We start from the raw sequence: 17,229 nt of genomic DNA on the forward strand, positions 1-17,229 counted from the left end.
CCTCGCCACCCACCGACTCGTCACCGTCCCCATCACCGGCATCGAACTCCGCCGCACCCTACGCGCGGTATGGCCCAGCGGCCGCCGCCTCACCGGCCCAGCCGCCCACCTACTCACCGTAGCGATCACGTCCGGTCACCACGCCGCGAGCGGCCGGGGCCCGGCACATCTCTGACCCGAGCACATCCGCGCGATCCGGGCGACGCGCCGACGCCACCGCCTGGCGGCATCGGGATGTGAGCCCCGCGGCGACGGCGCTGCCCGTCTCAGCGGTGGCGCGTCTGTCCATCGAGGACTCTCCCGCCCCGGGAAGCATGGCCGCGATACCGGAGGTCGTGCGGTGACGGGACGCCGGTGTCAGGCCGCGGTCACGATCTTGAACCAGGGAGACGTGGCGATGAGCCGGTCGATCAATGGCTGGCCGACCAGGGCGGTGAAGGCCCTGACCGCGGCGGCGACCTCCGCGCGGCCGGCGTCGCCGCCGAGCTGTTGCTGGATCTGCCATGGCGTGCCGACCGGGATCGGTAGCGGTGGGCCGAACGGGATGCGCTGCGGCTGATGGTGCAGCAGCAGCCCGGAGCCGAGGTCACGCGCCGGGTCGAGTTCGTAGCCGTGGTCGCCGTCGGCATAGCCGACCATGCCGTTGGCGAACGCCGCCAGGTTGGTGATCATGTTGGTGGAGTTGCAGATCCCGTCGTTCTCGTTGCAGACGTTGCGGACGGCGATGTCTCCGTAGGTTCTGGCCACCCTTCATGGTCACGCCGGGCAGGATCGTCGGCACGTTGGTCTCGATGCCGCCCGCGACGCCACCGATCCCGCCGTCGCCGAAGGGTCGGCGCGGGTTGCCGTAGAGCGCACCGAAGAGCTGGCCGTGCGGAATGGCGCTGCTCTGGGCGAACCGCTCGATCACGTCGCCCGCGACGACCGCGCCCTCCGAGTACCCCGCGAGAACCAGCCGCGAACCGGGGCACGCGGCGTGGTACGCGTGCACCGCCCGCTCGAGTTTGCCGGTGCCCTCGGCGACGGAGTCGTCCAGACCCTTGCGGTCCACGACCGGGAACACGCCCGCGTAGTAGGGCACCTGCACGATCTCCCACCCCGCGGGCGGGTTGGCGTTGAAGGCCGAGTTGTTCCAGTTGACCAGGCTCTCCCCCGCCGTGTACCCGTCGGTCTCGAAGACCGCGGTCGGCGCGCACGCCGCCGGAGTCGCCGCGCCCGCATCCCCGACCGCGACCCCGACCACCAGACCGGCGACCAGCGCGGCGGACACGGCCAGTACGCGACCGGTCCTGGATCCTCGTGTCGACATCATCCCCGTTCCCTCCCGAGCCGACAGATCTTGGCAGAGAGTCCCTCCTTCAGGACAGGAATCGACGATAACGTCTGCGAAGCAATTTGTGAACACTGGTGTTCACAGCTGCTACGGTGCCGTCATGAGGTACGGCACGGCGGCACCGATGGAGGGGCGGCGGGTGCTCATCACCGGTGCCGCACGGGGGATCGGTGCGGCACTCGCCCGCCGGCTGCACGAGCGCGGCGCCACGGTCGCGCTGCTGGGGCTCGAACCCGACCTGCTGGCCGACGTCGCGCGCGACTGCGGGAACGCGCCGTGGCTGGAGTGCGACGTCGGCGACGGCGCCGCCCTGCGCGAGTCCGTGGACGCACTCGCCGCGGTCGCGGGCGGGCTGGACGTCGTCGTCGCCAACGCAGGCATCGCCCGGCAGTGGCCGCTGCTTCGCGGTGACGTCGAGGTCCTGGAGACGACCCTGCGGGTCAACACGCTCGGGGTGTGCCACACGATCCAGGCGGCCGCGCGGCACGTCGCCCGTCCGGGCGGCTACGTGCTGGCGATCTCCTCCCTCGCGGCCGCCGTGCACCTGCCGCTGCTGGGTGCCTACAGCGCCTCGAAGGCCGCCGTCGAGGCGCTCGCCGACACCGCGCGGCTCGAGCTCGCGCCGACCGGTGCACGGGTGGGCATCGCGTACTTCGCCGAGCTGGCAACGGACATGACCACGCGCGGCTTCGACACCGCGGCCGCCGCGGCGTTCTTCGGCCCCGGCCGCACGATCAGCAAGGTCACCCCGCTGCACGCCGCGATCAACGCGCTGGAACGCGGGATCCGCAGGCGTGCGGCCCGGATCTGCACACCTCGGTGGGCGGCCCCGGTGCTGACCGCGCGCATGCCGGTGCAGCGGCTGCTCGCCGTACGGCTGCGCGGGACGCGGCTGCGGGAGATGCTCGCGATCGCCGAGACCGAGGAGGTCGGCTTCACCACGGCCCAGCCGGAGCGCGACACGTGAGCAGAGCCCGCGAAATGAACCATTCGGCGCAGGGCGTCCGCGAGCCGCGGCACCGAGCCTGCGAGGGGGCGTCGTGGGCAGAGCTTGCGGAGCGAACCATCCAGTACGGGGCGCCGCGAACAGCGGCACTTCCGAAAGGCAGGGCGACGTGAGCGCACCGCGACTCGCCCCCGGGACACGCCGCGACCTGGGCTGGCCGGCGTGGGCCTTCACCCGGCTCGCGGCGCTGCGCACCGGCACCGGACCGCCCGCGCTGTTCACCGTGCTCGGCAGGCACCGCGGGCTGTTCCGCCGTTGGCTGTGGTTCGCGGCGGGGCTCATGCCGGGCGGGCGGCTGCCGCGCAGGGACACCGAGCTCGTCATCCTCCGCGTCGCCGCCGTGCGCGGCAGCGAGTACGAACTGCGCCACCACACCTCACTCGCCCGCTCCGCCGGGCTGACCGGAGCCGAGATCGACCGGGTGCGTGACCTCGCACCCGCCTCGAGCTGGCCCCGGCGCGACGCGGTCCTACTCGACGCCGCCGACGCCCTCGTCCGCGACCGCGACCTCGACGACGCGCGGTGGCGTGCCCTGCGGGCCGAGCTGTCCGACGTGGAGTGTCTGGAGCTCTGCCTGCTGGTCACCCATTACGACATGCTGGCCACGGTGATCACGACGCTGCGCATCCCGCCGGACGAGCCGCGCCGGTGTTAGTGCCGGCGGGTACTAGCCTCGGTCCGGTGGGAAGCCGGGACGTGCGCTACGAACCGCTGCGGCCGGGGCGGCACGGGCTGAGCCGGGCGCAGGTCCGCGACTCCCAGCGCGTGCGGCTCCTGCTGGGCATGGCCGAAGCGGTGGCCGAGAAGGGATATCTACGCACCACCGTGGCCGACGTCCTCAAGCGCGCCCGCATCTCCCGGGAGACGTTCTACCAGCACTACTCCGGCAAGGAGGACTGCTTCCTCGCCGTGCTCGACGAGTCCGCCCGGCTGCTGGCCAGCACGCTCGGCGACGGCACCGGCACCTCGGCGGAGCCCGTGCTCGACCGGCTCGAGCGGGTGCTTGCCACCTACTTCGGCACGCTCGCGGACCAGGAGGCGCTCGCACGCGTGTTCTTCGTCGAGTCCTACGCCGCGGGGCTGGCGGCCCAGCACAAGCGCGTCGAGGTCCAGGAGCGCTTCGTCGACCTGATGGTGAGCGCCTTCGAGGACTCCCCGGAGTGGCGGGCACTGCCCGACGCCCGGTTCGCCTGCCGCATCGTCGTCGGCGGCATCAGCTCCCTCGTGTCGGCCGCGATCATCCGGGGCGAGACCGACCGGTTGCGGGAGGCCGCGCCGAAGGTCGTGGCACTCGTCAGCCGGCTTCTCGCACCCGTGGCGTGAGCCCGTGCCGCGGCCGCGAATCGCCGCCCGCCCGCGCGCCGGTTTCCTACCGTGCTCGCCGGACGAGCCGCCCTGGCTCTGCGTCCCGATGAACGTGAGCACCTACTCGACGATCTTGAGGACCCCGAGCGCGCCGTCGATGAGCTTGATGAGCTTCTCGCCGCTGGACAGCAACGCGGCCAGCTTGCCGGCGATCCGCCCGGCATAGTCGACGGCGATCCGCACGCACTGCGGAATCGCCGCCGCGATGCTCTGCCCGAAGGTCGCCGGTGCCGCGGCGACCGCCTCGGTCATGATCGGCGTGATCTTCCCGACCGCCTCGGTGATCAGCCGGGTGACGATGCCGACGACCTGGGCCGACGACCTCGCCCGCGCCGATCATCGCCTTGGCCGAGATGAGTGAGGTCTCGGCGACCGAGAGAATCCCGTCGGCCAGCTCGGTGCCGGCCGTCTGGTAGCCCGACGCGGCCTGGCCGGACCACGTGCTGGTTTCGCCACCGACTGCGCGAACGCATCCTCACCGAGTCCGCGCGCCAGGGCTTCCACGGCCCCGACGCCGCCGCCCGGAGCCTGCGCCGCGGCCGGTCCGCGGCGATCGGTGTCCTCTACACCGACCGGCTCTCGTACGCCTTCGCCGATCCCGGCGCGGTGCGGTTCCTGCAAGGCGTCAGCACCGCCTGCGAGTCGACCGGCAACGAACTCGTCCTCATCCCGCGGACCTCCGACGCGAGCGCCGGCGGCACCGCGGTCGGGCGGTCGATCGTGGATGGTCTCGTCGTGTACTCGGTCGCCGACGACGACCCCGTGCTCGCGGAGGCGGTCGAGCGGAGGCTGCCGGTCGTGGTCGTGGACCAGCCCCATGCGGCGGATCTCCACTGGGTGGGTACGGACGACGAGGGCGGCAGCAGCGCGATCTGCGAGCACGTGGTGTCGCTCGGCCATCGTCGCCTCGCGGTCATCGCGACCGAGCTGACCCGCCGGCGGCGTGGTGGCCTGGCGAGCCTCGCGCGGCAGAAGGCCGCCACCTTCGCCACGACCGCGGCCCGGCTGCGCGGCTATCGCGACGGGGCGGCGGCCGCGGGGATCCCCTGGTCCACGGTGCCGGTGTACGAGGCCGTCGAGAACTCCGAGGAACAGGGGCGGGCGGCGGCCGAGGCACTGCTCGACACGGACCCGAGGCCCACCGCCCTGCTCGCGATGACGGATCAGCTCGCCTTCGGCGCCTGCCAGGCCGTACGGAACCGGGGGCTCGACGTTCCCCGTGACGTGTCGGTCACCGGCTTCGACGATCTGCCCGCCGCCGCCCGGTACGAGCCCCCGCTGACGACGGTCCACCAACCGCACGGCACCAAGGGACGCGTCGCGGCCGACCTCCTGCTCGACCTACTCGCCGGCCGGACACCCGAGCCGCGAACCCACACGTTCCCCGCGACCACCCGACTGCGCGGCTCGACCGCGCCACCGCCCACCCGGCGCCGGCGATCGTGACCAGTGGTGTTCTCGTGCCGGAACCGCATGTCGCTGCTGGCGCAGGTTCACCTTGTATCGCTAGCTTGCTCCCAGCCAGCAACGTTGGGATGTGCATCGATGCAGCCGTACCTTCCTCCTCAGCGGCCTCCGGCATCGTCCGCCGGGGGCGTCGCCGCCAGACTGCTCGGCTGCCTTCTGCTGATTCCGGCGGTCGTCCTGACCGTGATCACGCTCGTCGTCCCGACCGTGGAGACGATCAGCGCGAGCCTGCGTGAGGAGACCTTCCTCCGCGGGGCCGAGTCGACCTACGTGGGCTTCGACAACTACGACGCCCTGTTCGATCGCTCGCCGCTGTGGGCCTCGCTGGGGTTCGCGCTGTCGCTGATGCTGGGGCCGATCATCATCGCTCTCGTCGTGGCGCCGCTGGTGGCCGCTGCCCTGAACTGGGCCGGCGGATGGGCCCGGCTGACCGCACGGATCGCCCTCTCGCTGACCCTGGTGGCGTTCTCACCGGTGGCGTTCGCCATTGCCTGGCGACGCACGTTTCGTGACGAGCCCGAGACGCTGGGCGATCCCGATCTGGTCGGCGAAGCCCTTCGGTGGTCCGTCGCGATGATGACCTTCGGCGCGCTGGTCACCGTCGGTGTGATGATCTTCCTCCCGGCGTTCCGCGCGCGCGAGCAGCGGCGCTCGGTGTGGCCGGCGCTGTTCACCACGGCCGGCGTGGCGGCGCTGGGCCTGCTCGCGATCGGGTTGCAGCAGTTCACGGTGCCGCTTGTGATGACCGGCTTCGGTCCGGCCGAGAAAACTCTGACCCCGGTCGGCCTGATGTACGAGTTCGCGTTCCGCGGCGGCGATGTCGGCCGGGGCGCGGCGGTCGCCACGGTGCTCCTGGTGCTCCTGGCGGTTCTCGGTGTGGCGGCCGTCCTCCTGATCATCCTGACCCGGCTACGGTTCAGCCTGCTGCCGTCGTGGCGAGACCGCTCTGCTGACTCGAGCCCGACGCTGCCACGCGCCAACGTGAACCCCGGGGCGATCGTGGTCGCGGCCCTCGTGCTGGTCGGGGTCGTGGTCCTCGTCGTGTTCAACGCACAACCCTGGCTGGACGCCCTGTCCGGCGAGGCCCCGGACACGCCACCGGGCATGCAACAACGCACCTGGTCGTCGGCAGCCCTCGGTGCGGTCGTGTCGGTCGGCGTCGCCTATCTGGCCGCGCTCGGTATCAGTGGCCTACGACCGCTCGGGCGGCACAGCGAGTGGCTGCTGCTGCCGTTCGCACCCTGGCTGTTCGTCGGTGTGGCGCCGCTGAGCGTCGAGTTCTTCCGGTCGGCGCAGGAAGAGGGTGAGATCGACACCTATGCGGCCCTGCGCCCGCCGATCCTGATCAGTGTCGTCTCGCTGATGCTCCTGGCGTTGCTGTGCCGGGGGCAGGCGCAACGGTGGCAGCAGCAGGTGGCCACCGGCGCACCCGCCGGCCCGACGTTCATCCGTACCGTTGCGCTGCCCACCCTGCCGCTGGCCGGGTTCCTGCTCGTGGCGGTCGTCTTCGTCAACGCCCAGGACCTGCTCTGGCCGCTGCTGGCGGCGTCGTCGCCGGAGAACGGCACCGCGACCCTGGCGTTGTTCCGCGCGCAGGGCGAGCTCACCGCGTCGTTCTTCGCCGTGGGGTCGACGACGCCGCTGCCGGCGGTCGTCCTCGGTCTCGTGGCGTTCGTCGCGGTCCAGGTGTTCCATTTGGACCGGATGGCCACCGCGACCGGCAGGTCCGACGAGCCCGCCGCGCAGGACCCGACGCCTGGGATGCCGCCGGGGATGACGCCGGGGATGCCGTCGGCGACCACGACTGCGCCGGTCGGCGTCAATCCGGCCCAGCCAGGCGATCTGGGCGACGCTCCGCCGCCACCGCCTGGCCGCACGGAGGTGTGAGACACGCGGCGCGTCTGTCCATCGAGGACTCTCGCGCGTTGCCGGGTGCGGCCAGGTCGGCGTCCGTGACCGGCCGGCGGGGCCGCTCAGAAGGATGTCGGGATCGCCGGGTGGCGCTGCACCTGGAGGGCGCCGCGCACGATGATCTCCTTGTACAGCGCCGCGAGCCGGCCGGTCAGCACCGCCTCCTTCGGACTGTCGTCGGCACGGACGAACTGGATCAGGCCGTCCTTGCGGCCCAGGCTGATGCACTGGTTCACGTACCGGAAGCGCATCGGCTTCGGAACGCGGCCGGCCGTGCGGGCCTTGATCGCGCGGACCGCGGCCTGGGCGCTCGGTAGTCCGGTCGCGCACGCCATGCGCAGCTCCGGACCGCCCTTGAGGCGCACCGAGGCCGCGTCGCCGACGGCGTAGACGTCCGGGTCGGAGACCGAGCGCATCGTGTCGTCGACGAGCATGCGTCCGTGGTCGTCGACCGCCAGGCCGGCCTCGCGGGCCAGTGGCGGCACGGTGAAACCCGTTGTCCACACGACGAAGTCGGACGGCACGTGCTCACCGCCGGCGAGCACCACCCCGTCCGCGCGTACCTCGGCGACCTGGACCTCGTCGCGGATCTCGATGCCCAGGCGGGCGCACGTACGGCGCAGGTACCGCCGCCCGCGCTCGGACAGCCGCGCGCCGAGCACGTCCCCGGTCAGCAGCCGCACCTTCAGGTCTTGGTTCGACTCGGCCAGCTCGGTCGCGGCCTCGATGCCGGTCAGCCCGCCGCCGACGACCGTGACCGTGCCGCCGTCGGCCACCCGCACGCGCAGCCGCAGCGCGTGCTCGGCACCGGTGACCGGGTACGCGTGCTCGGCCACGCCCGGCACCGACTCCAGGTCGGTGTGGCTGCCCAGCGCGTAGATCAGCGTGTCGTACCGGATCGGGTCGCCGGCGGCCAGCCGCACGGTCCGGGTGCCGGTGTCGATCGCCGTCACCCGGTCGACCACGAGACGCGCACCGGTGCCGCGCAGCAGGTCGGCGATCTTGCGCTCGCGCAGCTCCTGCCCGGCGGCGAACTGGTGCAGCCGCACCCGCTCCACGAACCGGTCCCGGTCGTTCACCAGCGTCACCTCGGCGTCGCACCGGCGGGCGGCGAGGTTCGCCGCCACCTGCCCCGAGTAGCCGGCGCCGAGCACCACGATGTGGGTCATGACAGGTCCGCCTCCCCGGAATTCAATGTGTTGGTTGCGTTGGGGACGGATGGTGCTGTCTGGTCACGTACTTGTGGCTGGTTTGCATCACGGTCCCCTGAGGTGCGGTTGCGAAGGCCTCGGCCTGATTCGATCTTGGGGTTGACACAACGGGTGTCATGACGTTCTCCCTCCTGTCACGAGCTTGACTGGACCGGCGGTGGATTCGTGACAGGCCGGCCGGGCGATCCCGATCACACACGAGGTACGGTCGCAGAGACTGGAAGGAGGGACGCGACATGCGAGTCGTCACCGACACCGCCCTCTGTGTCGGCGCCGGGCAGTGCGTGCTCACCGAGCCTGCCGTGTTCGACCAGAGCGACGACGACGGCACGGTCGTGGTGCTCGTCGAGCACGTCGAGGGCGAGCAGCTGGAAGCCGTCGAGGAGGCCGTCGACATGTGTCCCAGCCAGGCGATCTCGCTCGAGGCCGACTGAACTCACGCACGCCGCGGTCACCGGCGACCGGCGAGCCGCGGTCCTATGTAGACGAACGACGGGGACGGCCTCAGAACCGCACGATGGTGCGGCCGCCCTGACCGAAGTGCTCGAACGCCGCGTTGACCCCGGTCAGGTCCGTGGTGTCGGTGGCGAGCGCGGCCAGGTCGAGCCGGCCGGCCGCCACCTCGCCGAGCAGCCGGGGGATGTCCACGTCGGGGTCGGACGACCCGTAGACGCAGCCGTGCAGAGTGCGGCCGAACCAGTACAGCTCGAGCGCGTTGAACTCGACCGGGCTCGTCCTGCTGCCGACGCCGATCACGGTGACCGTGCCACCTCGGCGGCTCGCCCCCCAGGACGCGCGGATCGTCGCGGGCAGTCCCACACAGTCGAAGGCGTGGTCGGCGCCGCGGCCGCCGGTGAGCCCGCGGACCGCCTTGCTGGTCTTGTCGTCGGCCACGATGAAGTCGGTGGCGCCGTGCACGGCGGCGAGGTCGGCCTTCGACTCGCTGATGTCCACGCCGATGATCGGGCCGGCGCCGGCCACTCGGGCGGCCTGCAGCACGGACAGCCCGATGCCGCCGAGGCCGATCACCACGACCGACTGCCCGGCCCGCACCTTCGCCGTGTTGTGCACCGCGCCGTTGCCGGTCAGCACCGCGCAGCCGAGCACCGCCGCCTGCTGCAGCGGGATGTCCGCCGGGATCGGCACGACGCCCTGCTGCGGCACGATCGTCTCCTCCGCGAACGCGCCGGTCCCCAGCCCCGGGTACACCGGCGTCCCGTCGGTGAGCGTCGCGTACGGCTGGGTCGCCCGCTCCTCGGCGTGCACGCACAGCCACGGCTCGCCCTGCTCGCAGAACCAGCACTCGCGGCACGCCGGCGCCCAGTTGAGCACCACCGGGTCGCCGACCCGGACCCGGTCGACCCCCTCGCCGACCGCCAGGACGGTGCCGGCGCCCTCGTGGCCGAGCACGGCCGGCATGTTCAGCGCGAGCGTACCGTTCGCGAGCGAGAGGTCGGAGTGACACACCCCGGCCGCCACCACCTTGACGCGCACCTGCCCGGGCCCGGGTTCGCCCAGCTCGATGTCACGCACCTCGAGCGGCTCACCCTGCCGCGTGAGCACCGCTGCCCTCACCATGGCGTGTCCTTCCCCGTCGGTCGATACGAGGCTAGTGCCGTGGCCGGACCAGACGTCGTCCCGGCCCGCGCGGCGGTGCCGCCCGCCACCCGCCGAGCCGACCTCGACCATACTGAAGGTTCGACACGGGCCCTCGCGCTAGGCGGCGTCGTGGAAGACCAGGCCGAGCGTGTGCCGGCGACCGGAGCGGATCACGGACACGCCGTGCCGCATCGGGGCCCTCGACCACCCGCGTGCCGAGCGCACCGGGCGCTCGCGGGTGGTGAAGACCAGGCCGTGGCCACGCGGGATCAGCGTCGCGATGCCGCGGGACTGCGCGCGCGGGCGCTGCTCCACCATGAGGAACTCCCCACCCGTGTGGTCCTCGCCCGGGGCGTTCAGGTTGACCACCACCTGCAGCGGGAACACCTTGTCGCCGTACAGGTCGCGGTGCAGGGCGTTCCAGTCGCCCTCGGTGTAGCGCAGCAGGATCGGCGTCGGCTTGGTCTGGCCCGCGCGGTGGCACTCCGCGAGCCAGTCGTCGAGTGTGTCCGGCCAGCGCGCGGACCAGCCGAGCTTGTCCGCCCAGTCGCGGGCGATCGGCAGCAGCCCGGGGTAGAGCGCGGCCCGCAGGCCGGCCACCAGCCGCGGGATCGGGTTGGCGAAGTAGCGGTACTGGCCCCGGCCGTACCGGTACCGCGCCATGTCGATCGTGGCGCGGAACCGGTCCGGCTCGTCGTAGAGCGCCGCGACCGACGCGCACTCCTGCCCGGTCAGCAGCCGCGGCAGCAGCGCACACCCGTGCTCGTTGACCTCGTCGGTCACGGCCGCCCAGTCGATACGCGGTGTCATCGCGTCAATGGTTCGCTCCGCTCCCCTCACGGCGTCTCCAGGCTCAGCAGGGTCTGCTTCGCGGCCGTACCGCCCACGTAGCCGCCGGACGAGCCGTCCGCACGCACGACCCGGTGGCAGGGCAGCACGACCGGCACGGGGTTCGTGGCGCACGCGGTCCCGACCGCACGCACCGCGCGCGGGCTCCCCGCGGCGGTGGCCACCTGGGCGTAGCTCTCGGTCCGCCCGTAGCCGATCTCGGCCAGGTGGGCGAGCACGGACCGCCGGAAGCCGGACGCGAGCCGCAGGTCCAGCGGCACGTCGAACGCGCGCCGCCGCCCGGTGAAGTACTCCTCCAGCTGCCGCGCCACGGCGTCGAGCCGGGCCGGGGCGTGCAGGATGCGCGGGCTCACCCGGCCGGCCAGGTCGGCGAGCGCGGCGTCGTGTCCGGACGTCGCGTACACGACCCGCACCAGGCCGGCCGGTGTCGCGGCCAGCAGCAGCGAGCCGACGGGCGTGTCGACCGTCCGGTAGGCCACGTCCAGGATGCCCGCCCGCTCGGCGGCCGTGGCGAGCCGCTCACGCAGCCGCACCGGGACGTCGGGCGTGCCGGCCGGCATCGCGTCGAAGAGCTCAGTCATGGTCCTCTCCCCTCGGGTACGTCGAGCGCAGCCGCTTGATGCCGTCGGCCGCGGCCCGGCGGGCGGCGTCGGTGCTGCCGCCCGTGATCGCCGCGACCTCCTGGTACGGCAGCCCGGCGAGGTGGTGGTAGGCAACCGCCTCACGCTGTCTGCGGGGCAGCGCGGCGAGCGCGTCCCACAGGTCGCCGTCCCAGTCCTGCGGCCGGCCCGCGTTGGTCGGCCGGTCCGGCACGTGGCCGACCGCGACGGGCCGCCGGGCCGCGGCCCGGTGCACGTCGACGGCCTTGCGGTGCGCGATGGTGACCAACCAGGCCTCCACGTTCGCATCCGCCGGCAGGTCCGGGTAGGCGCGCAACGCGGCCAGGAACGTCTCCGACCACGCGTCGTCGGCGTCCGCGTGGCCGAGCAGCGCCCGGCACACGCGCAGCACCATCGGCCCGTACTCGGCGACGATCTGCTCGAAAGGTCTCACACCACGTAGACGCCCCGGCCCCACGAAACGTGAGACTGCCACGCCACCCGGCCCGACACCTGTCACCGGAACCCTGTCGGGCCGGGGAGGCCGACGCCGCCCGCGATGTCCAGCTCCTGGCCGGTGAGCTCTCCGGTCAGCAGCGGCCGGGCCGCGGCGATGGCGGCTCGGGTCTCGGGCAGTTCCAGCGACGCGTGATGGTGCTCCTTGCTCGGCCACACCTCGAAAACCCAGATGAGGTCGGGATCCGACGGCGACGTGGCGACGACGTAGAGGTCGCAGCCGGCCGCGCGCAGGCCGTCCTCGCCGCCGAGCAGCACGGCGACCACGTCGTCTCGATGGCCGGGTGTGGTCCGCATGGTGGCCAGATATCCGTATCGCACACCGCGAGCATGCCAGCGGCCGGCCGATCCCGATTGGACGAACGCGCCATCGAAATCATGCGCAGGAACCTAGCGACCCGGAAATGCCGCCGAATTCACAATGTCTCGTCGAACAGCGCCAGCTGGATGTCGCGTGCCTCCGTGAAGTGCGTGACCGCACACTTCTCGGCACCGTCGCCGTCCCGCACCTCGATCGCCTCGACAATTGTGCGGTGCTGCTCGGCGGTCCGTTGCCAGCGGCCCGGCGACTCCAGGGTGCCGGCCGGGTAGCGGACCAGGTGCAGGTCCAGCCGCTCGAGCAGGTCGATCAGCGACGCGTTGTGGCTCGCCCGCCACACCGCCGTGTGGAACTGGCGGTTGGCGCGGACCATCCCGTCGATGTCGTCCGTGGTCACCGCGTCGAGCCGGGCCATCGCCCGGCGCAGCAGGATCAGGTCGTGGGAGTTGCGCCGCTCGGCCGCCATCCGGGCCGCGGTGCCCTCCAGCGCGATCCTGGTCTCGTAGATGTCGAGAACCTCCTCGGGGCTGCGCTCGCGCACCACGAGGCCCCGGTCGTTGCGTTCGACCAGCCCGTCGTGCTGGAGCTTCGACAGCGCCTCCCGAATCGGCGTGCGGCTCACCTCGCACCAGTTCGCCAGCACCGACTCCACCAGTTGTTGCCCCGGTATGAGATCCCCCGCGCGAATCGCTTCCTTCAGTCGCTGATACGGCGTGATCTTGTTGACCGGTTCTGGCAAACGTGCGGCGGAACGGCCGGATCTCGCGTTGGCCATGACCCGATCTCCCCATTCCCCAGTTATCGCACCCGCCGGCGACGACGGGTCACCCAGTACCGGCATTGTTTGCCTATTTCCGCAAGTCGTCAATGCGCCCACTCACGGACCGTGCGGATCCGGCGACCCGAAGTGGTCCATCTGGGGGCCAGGCAACGGGTTCCCTATCGGTACGCCGGCTCGGTAGGCCGACGGACAGTAGACCGACGGGCAGGTAGCGTCCGGAAGGTCAACATCCGACCAGAGGAGGAGCGATGACCCCCCTTGTGTCAACCCCAAGATCGAATCAGGCCGAGGGCTTCGCAACCACACCTCAGGGGACCGTGACGCAAGCCAGCCACAAGTACGTGACCAGGCAGAACCCTCAATCCCCCAGCGCAACCAACACATTGAATTCCGGGGAGGCGGAACAGTCATGACCCGGATCGCGTTCGTCGGGCTCGGCACCATGGGCCTGCCGATGGCCACGAACCTCGTCCGGGCCGGGCACGACGTCACCGGCCACAACCGCAGCCCGGCGCGGACCGCCACGTTCGCCGAGGCCGGCGGCACCGCGGCGGGGTCGGTGGCCGAGGCGGTGCGCGACGCCGAGGTCGTGATCACGATGCTGCCCGACTCCCCCGACGTCGAGACCGTGGTCCTCGGCGGTGCCGATGGCACCGGCGGCGTGCTGGCGGCGGCCGGCAAGGGCACGCTGCTGATCGACATGAGCACGATCTCGCCGTCGACCGCGCGAACCGTCGCCGAGCGCGCCGCGGACGCCGGCCTGCGCGCGCTGGACGCCCCGGTCAGCGGCGGCGAGCAGGGCGCGGTGGCCGGCAGCTTGTCGATCATGGTCGGCGGAGCGGAGGCCGACGTCACCGCCGCGCTGCCGCTGCTGCGCGCGATGGGCTCGACGATCGTGCACGTGGGCCCGGCGGGCGCGGGCCAGACGGTCAAGGCGGCGAACCAGCTGATCACGGCCGGCAACCTGGGCCTGCTCGCCGAGGCCGTGGTGTTCCTCGCCGCGCACGGAGTAGACCTGTCCTCGGCGATGGAGGTGATCGGCGATGGCCTGGCGGGAAGCACGATCCTCGAACGCAAGTCGCCGGCGATGCTCGACCGCGACTTCGACCCGAGCTTCCGGATCGACCTGCACCACAAGGACCTCGGCATCCTGCTCGAATCCGCCCGCGCGGCCGGCGTGGTGACCCCGCTCGGTGCGACGGTCGGCCAGCTGATGGCGGCCGCGAAGGCCCAGGGCCACGGCGGGCTCGACCACTCGGCGCTGCTGCTGGTCGTCGAGCGGCTGTCGGGTCGCGGTCCACAGTAGACACCCGCGCGGCACACCCGTGGGAGAAAGGGAACACCATGCAGACTCGCCGCATCGGCGACGCGCAGGTCAGCGCCATCGGGCTCGGTGGCATGCCGATGTCGATCGAGAACCGGCCGGACGAGCGGCGGTCGATCGCCACCATCCACGCCGCACTCGACGCCGGCGTGACCCTGATCGACACGGCCGACGCGTACCACCTGCACGCGAACGAGGTCGGGCACAACGAGACCCTGATCGCACGGGCGCTCGCGAGCTACGGCGGCGACACCTCCGGCGTGTTCATCGCCACCAAAGGCGGCCACCTGCGGCCGGGCGACGGCTCGTGGCGGGTCAACGGCTCGCCCGAGCACCTCAAGCGGGCCTGCGACGCGTCCCTCCAGCGGCTCGGCGTCGAAGCGATCGGCCTCTACCAGTTCCACCGGCCGGACCCGAAGGTGCCCTACGCCGACTCGGTCGGCGCGCTGCGCGACCTGATCGACGCGGGCAAGATCCGGATGGCCGGGGTGTCCAACGCGAACGAGTACCAGATCCGGACCGCGAACGGCATGCTCGGCGGGCGGCTCGCCAGCGTGCAGAACCAGTTCTCCCCGGCGTTCCGCACCAGTGAACGCGAGCTCGGCGTGTGCGCGGAGCTCGACGTCGCGTTCCTCCCGTGGGCCCCGTTCGGCGGCAGCTCCGCCGCCGGCGAGCTCGGCTCGCGGTTCGCGCCGTTCGCACAGGTCGCGCGGGACCACGGGGTCAGCCCGCAGCAGGTGTGCCTGGCGTGGATGCTCGCCAAGTCGCCACAGATGATCCCGATCCCGGGCTCGTCGCGGCCGGAGACGATCCGTGACTCGGTGCGAGCCGTGGATCTGTCGCTTTCCCCCGAGGAGATCGACCGGCTCGACGAGTCCGGTCGGTAGCCTCGAGCGGTGGAGTTCGGGCTCCTGGGGCCGGTGGTAGCCCGGCACAACGGAACGGCGGTCCCTGCCGGCAGCGGCCGTGAGCGCTTCGTGCTGGCCACGTTGCTGCTCAACGCCGGGCGGCTGACCACACTCGACCGGCTGGTGGACGCGCTGTGGGACGACCCGCCGAGCACCGCGCGCGCCCAGCTGCACAACGTGATCAGCAGCGTGCGCCGCCGGTTGCGTGCCTACGACAGTGCGACCGGTGACGATCTGATCGTCACCCGCGCCACCGGCTACGAGCTGCACCTCGGCCACCACGAGCTGGACGTCCTGCGGTTCCGCGAGCTGGTGGCGGCCGGCCGGCAACGCCTCGCCGCCGGCGACCCGGCGGAGGCGGCCGACCTGCTGGCCGCCGCGTTGGCGCTGTGGCGCGGGCCAGCGCTGGCGGACGTCGCCGACGAGCTGGCCGAGCCGATCCGGCAGGTGCTGCACGAGGAGCGGCTGGCCGCGGCCGAGGCGCAGCTGGACGCGCAGTTCGCGCTCGAGCGGTTCGACGACGTGCTGCGGGAGGTCGACCCGCTGCTCGCCGAGCATCCGTACCGGGAGCGGCTGCACGAGCTGCGGATGTCCGCGCTGGCCGAGTCCGGGCGGCGGGCCGAGGCGCTCGCGGCGTACCGGCAGCTCTACCGGCGCCTGGCCGACGAGCTCGGTGTCGAGCCTGGTCCGCCGCTGCGCCGGCTCGAGCAGCGGATCCTGCGTGGCGAGGGGGTGGCCGACACCGGCCCGCCGGTGCCCCGCCAGCTGCCGGCCGCCACGTCGGTGCTCACCGGGCGGGACAAGCTGATCGCCGAGATCTGCGCCGAGCTGACCCGGGACGACACCGGGCTCGTCCGGGTGCTCGTGGGCCCGGGCGGGGTGGGCAAGACGACGCTGGCGCTCGCCGCGGCACACCGCCTCGCCGGCGCCTTCCCGGACGGCCAGCTCTACGCGGACCTGCGCGGCACCCACGACCCGCCGGCCGACCCGCACACCGTGCTCGGCCGGCTGCTGCGCACGCTCGGCGTCGACGGCTCGCGGCTGCCCGACGACCGCGACGAGCGGGTCGGGATGTACCGCAGCCTGCTGGCCCGGCGGCGGATGCTGGTGGTGCTCGACGACGCGGCGAGCGAGGAGCAGGTGCGGCCGCTGCTGCCGACGACCGCGGGTTCGCGGGCGCTGGTGACCTCGCGCCGCCTGCTGGGCGCGCTCGTGGGCGCGGCCCGCTGGTCGATCCCCGTGCTGGCCGACGACGACGCGGTGGCGCTACTGGCCGCGGTGATCGGCGCGGAGCGGGCGGAGGCCGAGCCGTCGGCGGCCGCCGACGTGGTCGCGCTGTGTGGGAACCTGCCGCTCGCGGTGTGCGTGGCCGCCGCCCGGTTGGCCGTCCATCCGGAGTGGACACTCGACGACTTCCGCCACCGGCTCGCCCAGCAGTGGGGCCGGCTCGACGAGCTCGCGGTCGGCGACCTCAACGTGCGGGCCAGCATCGAGCTGAGCTACCAGGCGCTGGAGGAGCCGCTGCGCCGGCTGCTGCGCCGGCTCGGCCTGGTGCTCGCCACGACCTGGCCGGCCTGGGTGGCACAGGAGCTGCTCGGTGAGACCGCGAGGCCTGTTCAACACACTCCTGATCGCCGGCCTCGTCGCACGTGGCCGACCAGTTCTGAACTGGCCTCGGCAGTCGGGCGCGCGGAGCGGATGCTGGACCGGCTCGTCGAGGTGCACCTGATCGAGCCGGCCGGGCGGGACGCGGTCGGCCAGCCGCGCTACCGGCTGCACAACCTGGTGCGGGACTTCGCCGCGGAGCGGGCCGCGGCCGAGGAGACCGGCGAGGAGCGCGACGCGGCGGTGTCCCGGATGCTGTTCGGCTGGCTCGCGCTGGCCGGTGAGGCGGACCAGCGGGCCGGGCACTACACGACCTACAGCGCGGGCCTCGCCGAGGTGGCCGCGCGGGTGCCGGCGGCACCTCCGGCGCGCGAGCGGCCGCGGGAGTGGCTGGAGACCGAGCGACCGAGCCTGTCGACGGCGATCGAGCAGGCCG

Annotated in this window: 19 protein-coding genes; 9 read left to right on the forward strand and 10 right to left on the reverse strand. The window is 72.6% G+C overall.

Annotated elements, in window-relative coordinates:
- Positions 1–357 precede the first annotated feature (357 nt).
- Together ACRDTB_RS31510 and ACRDTB_RS31515 are read right to left on the reverse strand one after the other, a co-directional pair.
- Positions 358–672, reverse strand: coding sequence for a hypothetical protein (locus tag ACRDTB_RS31510; protein WP_431435838.1), 315 nt, complete (start codon positions 670–672; stop codon positions 358–360).
- Positions 587–1,270, reverse strand: a complete 684-nt coding sequence (locus ACRDTB_RS31515; RefSeq protein WP_431435839.1) for a cutinase family protein — start codon at positions 1,268–1,270, stop codon at positions 587–589. The genes ACRDTB_RS31510 and ACRDTB_RS31515 overlap by 86 nt, the downstream gene beginning before the upstream one ends.
- A gap of 163 nt (positions 1,271–1,433) precedes the next feature.
- Between ACRDTB_RS31515 and ACRDTB_RS31520 the strand changes: the two genes are divergently transcribed.
- From ACRDTB_RS31520 to ACRDTB_RS31530, 3 genes are all read left to right on the forward strand, one after another.
- On the forward strand, positions 1,434–2,300 hold the full coding sequence (locus ACRDTB_RS31520; protein WP_431435840.1) for an SDR family NAD(P)-dependent oxidoreductase: 867 nt from the start codon (positions 1,434–1,436) through the stop codon (positions 2,298–2,300).
- Between the two features lie 148 nt (positions 2,301–2,448).
- Positions 2,449–2,994, forward strand: coding sequence for a carboxymuconolactone decarboxylase family protein (locus ACRDTB_RS31525; RefSeq protein ID WP_431435841.1), 546 nt, complete (start codon positions 2,449–2,451; stop codon positions 2,992–2,994).
- 26 nt (positions 2,995–3,020) lie between these two features.
- Positions 3,021–3,662, forward strand: a complete 642-nt coding sequence (locus ACRDTB_RS31530; protein WP_431435842.1) for a TetR/AcrR family transcriptional regulator — start codon at positions 3,021–3,023, stop codon at positions 3,660–3,662.
- Between the two features lie 102 nt (positions 3,663–3,764).
- On the opposite strand, the gene ACRDTB_RS31535 is transcribed toward ACRDTB_RS31530, so the two are convergent.
- Positions 3,765–3,956, reverse strand: a complete 192-nt coding sequence (locus tag ACRDTB_RS31535; RefSeq protein WP_431435843.1) for a hypothetical protein — start codon at positions 3,954–3,956, stop codon at positions 3,765–3,767.
- 105 nt (positions 3,957–4,061) lie between these two features.
- On the opposite strand from ACRDTB_RS31535, the gene ACRDTB_RS31540 reads away from it, so the two are divergent.
- Together ACRDTB_RS31540 and ACRDTB_RS31545 are read left to right on the forward strand one after the other, a co-directional pair.
- Positions 4,062–5,150, forward strand: a complete 1,089-nt coding sequence (locus ACRDTB_RS31540; RefSeq protein ID WP_431435844.1) for a LacI family DNA-binding transcriptional regulator — start codon at positions 4,062–4,064, stop codon at positions 5,148–5,150.
- 99 nt (positions 5,151–5,249) lie between these two features.
- Positions 5,250–7,058, forward strand: a complete 1,809-nt coding sequence (locus ACRDTB_RS31545) for a hypothetical protein (protein ID WP_431435845.1) — start codon at positions 5,250–5,252, stop codon at positions 7,056–7,058.
- 86 nt (positions 7,059–7,144) lie between these two features.
- Here ACRDTB_RS31545 and ACRDTB_RS31550 read toward each other — a convergent pair whose 3' ends face one another.
- Positions 7,145–8,251 carry an NAD(P)/FAD-dependent oxidoreductase gene (locus ACRDTB_RS31550; protein ID WP_431435846.1) on the reverse strand — a complete coding sequence of 369 codons (1,107 nt, stop codon included), beginning with the start codon at positions 8,249–8,251 and terminating at the stop codon, positions 7,145–7,147.
- A 278-nt stretch (positions 8,252–8,529) separates the two neighbouring features.
- Here ACRDTB_RS31550 and ACRDTB_RS31555 point away from each other — a divergent pair, with 278 nt between their 5' ends.
- Positions 8,530–8,727: a ferredoxin gene (locus ACRDTB_RS31555; RefSeq protein WP_431435847.1), complete on the forward strand. Its 198-nt coding sequence runs from the start codon at positions 8,530–8,532 to the stop codon at positions 8,725–8,727.
- A gap of 70 nt (positions 8,728–8,797) precedes the next feature.
- Here the strand turns inward: ACRDTB_RS31555 and ACRDTB_RS31560 are convergent, their stop codons facing one another.
- The 6 genes from ACRDTB_RS31560 to ACRDTB_RS31585 form a co-directional block, all read right to left on the reverse strand.
- Complete coding sequence (locus tag ACRDTB_RS31560; RefSeq protein WP_431435848.1) at positions 8,798–9,871, reverse strand: Zn-dependent alcohol dehydrogenase; 1,074 nt, start codon at positions 9,869–9,871, stop codon at positions 8,798–8,800.
- Positions 9,872–10,009: 138 nt separating this feature from the next.
- Positions 10,010–10,702, reverse strand: coding sequence for a 2OG-Fe(II) oxygenase (locus ACRDTB_RS31565; RefSeq protein WP_431435849.1), 693 nt, complete (start codon positions 10,700–10,702; stop codon positions 10,010–10,012).
- Positions 10,703–10,728: 26 nt separating this feature from the next.
- Complete coding sequence (locus tag ACRDTB_RS31570) at positions 10,729–11,322, reverse strand: methylated-DNA--[protein]-cysteine S-methyltransferase (RefSeq protein ID WP_431435850.1); 594 nt, start codon at positions 11,320–11,322, stop codon at positions 10,729–10,731.
- Positions 11,315–11,794, reverse strand: coding sequence for an RNA polymerase sigma factor (locus ACRDTB_RS31575; protein ID WP_431435851.1), 480 nt, complete (start codon positions 11,792–11,794; stop codon positions 11,315–11,317). The genes ACRDTB_RS31570 and ACRDTB_RS31575 overlap by 8 nt, the downstream gene beginning before the upstream one ends.
- Before the next feature lie 62 nt (positions 11,795–11,856).
- Complete coding sequence (locus ACRDTB_RS31580; RefSeq protein WP_431435852.1) at positions 11,857–12,177, reverse strand: putative quinol monooxygenase; 321 nt, start codon at positions 12,175–12,177, stop codon at positions 11,857–11,859.
- Positions 12,178–12,272: 95 nt separating this feature from the next.
- Complete coding sequence (locus ACRDTB_RS31585) at positions 12,273–12,950, reverse strand: GntR family transcriptional regulator (protein WP_431435853.1); 678 nt, start codon at positions 12,948–12,950, stop codon at positions 12,273–12,275.
- Between the two features lie 415 nt (positions 12,951–13,365).
- On the opposite strand from ACRDTB_RS31585, the gene ACRDTB_RS31590 reads away from it, so the two are divergent.
- The 3 genes from ACRDTB_RS31590 to ACRDTB_RS31600 form a co-directional block, all read left to right on the forward strand.
- Positions 13,366–14,262, forward strand: a complete 897-nt coding sequence (locus ACRDTB_RS31590; protein WP_431435855.1) for a 2-hydroxy-3-oxopropionate reductase — start codon at positions 13,366–13,368, stop codon at positions 14,260–14,262.
- Positions 14,263–14,300: 38 nt separating this feature from the next.
- A complete protein-coding gene (locus ACRDTB_RS31595) occupies positions 14,301–15,167 on the forward strand; it encodes an aldo/keto reductase (RefSeq protein ID WP_431435856.1) in 867 nt (288 codons plus the stop codon).
- Between the two features lie 9 nt (positions 15,168–15,176).
- Positions 15,177–17,229 (forward strand): BTAD domain-containing putative transcriptional regulator (locus ACRDTB_RS31600; RefSeq protein ID WP_431435857.1); only part of this gene is annotated, 2,053 nt, incomplete at its 3' end.

It is taken from the genome of Actinophytocola sp., from assembly GCF_050699935.1.
GTDB lineage: Bacteria > Actinomycetota > Actinomycetes > Mycobacteriales > Pseudonocardiaceae > Actinophytocola.

Bases quoted from the DNA above. Each gene is read 5' to 3' on its own strand.
- ACRDTB_RS31510 (WP_431435838.1), bottom strand. From the start codon at position 672: ATGATCACCAACCTGGCGGCGTTCGCCAACGGCATGGTCGGCTATGCC.
- ACRDTB_RS31565 (WP_431435849.1), bottom strand. From the start codon at position 10,702: ATGACACCGCGTATCGACTGGGCGGCCGTGACCGACGAGGTCAACGAG.
- ACRDTB_RS31555 (WP_431435847.1), top strand. From the start codon at position 8,530: ATGCGAGTCGTCACCGACACCGCCCTCTGTGTCGGCGCCGGGCAGTGC.
- ACRDTB_RS31570 (WP_431435850.1), bottom strand. From the start codon at position 11,322: ATGACTGAGCTCTTCGACGCGATGCCGGCCGGCACGCCCGACGTCCCG.
- ACRDTB_RS31585 (WP_431435853.1), bottom strand. From the start codon at position 12,950: ATGGCCAACGCGAGATCCGGCCGTTCCGCCGCACGTTTGCCAGAACCG.
- ACRDTB_RS31545 (WP_431435845.1), top strand. From the start codon at position 5,250: ATGCAGCCGTACCTTCCTCCTCAGCGGCCTCCGGCATCGTCCGCCGGG.
- ACRDTB_RS31590 (WP_431435855.1), top strand. From the start codon at position 13,366: ATGACCCGGATCGCGTTCGTCGGGCTCGGCACCATGGGCCTGCCGATG.
- ACRDTB_RS31595 (WP_431435856.1), top strand. From the start codon at position 14,301: ATGCAGACTCGCCGCATCGGCGACGCGCAGGTCAGCGCCATCGGGCTC.
- ACRDTB_RS31550 (WP_431435846.1), bottom strand. From the start codon at position 8,251: ATGACCCACATCGTGGTGCTCGGCGCCGGCTACTCGGGGCAGGTGGCG.
- ACRDTB_RS31560 (WP_431435848.1), bottom strand. From the start codon at position 9,871: ATGGTGAGGGCAGCGGTGCTCACGCGGCAGGGTGAGCCGCTCGAGGTG.
- ACRDTB_RS31520 (WP_431435840.1), top strand. From the start codon at position 1,434: ATGAGGTACGGCACGGCGGCACCGATGGAGGGGCGGCGGGTGCTCATC.
- ACRDTB_RS31535 (WP_431435843.1), bottom strand. From the start codon at position 3,956: ATGACCGAGGCGGTCGCCGCGGCACCGGCGACCTTCGGGCAGAGCATC.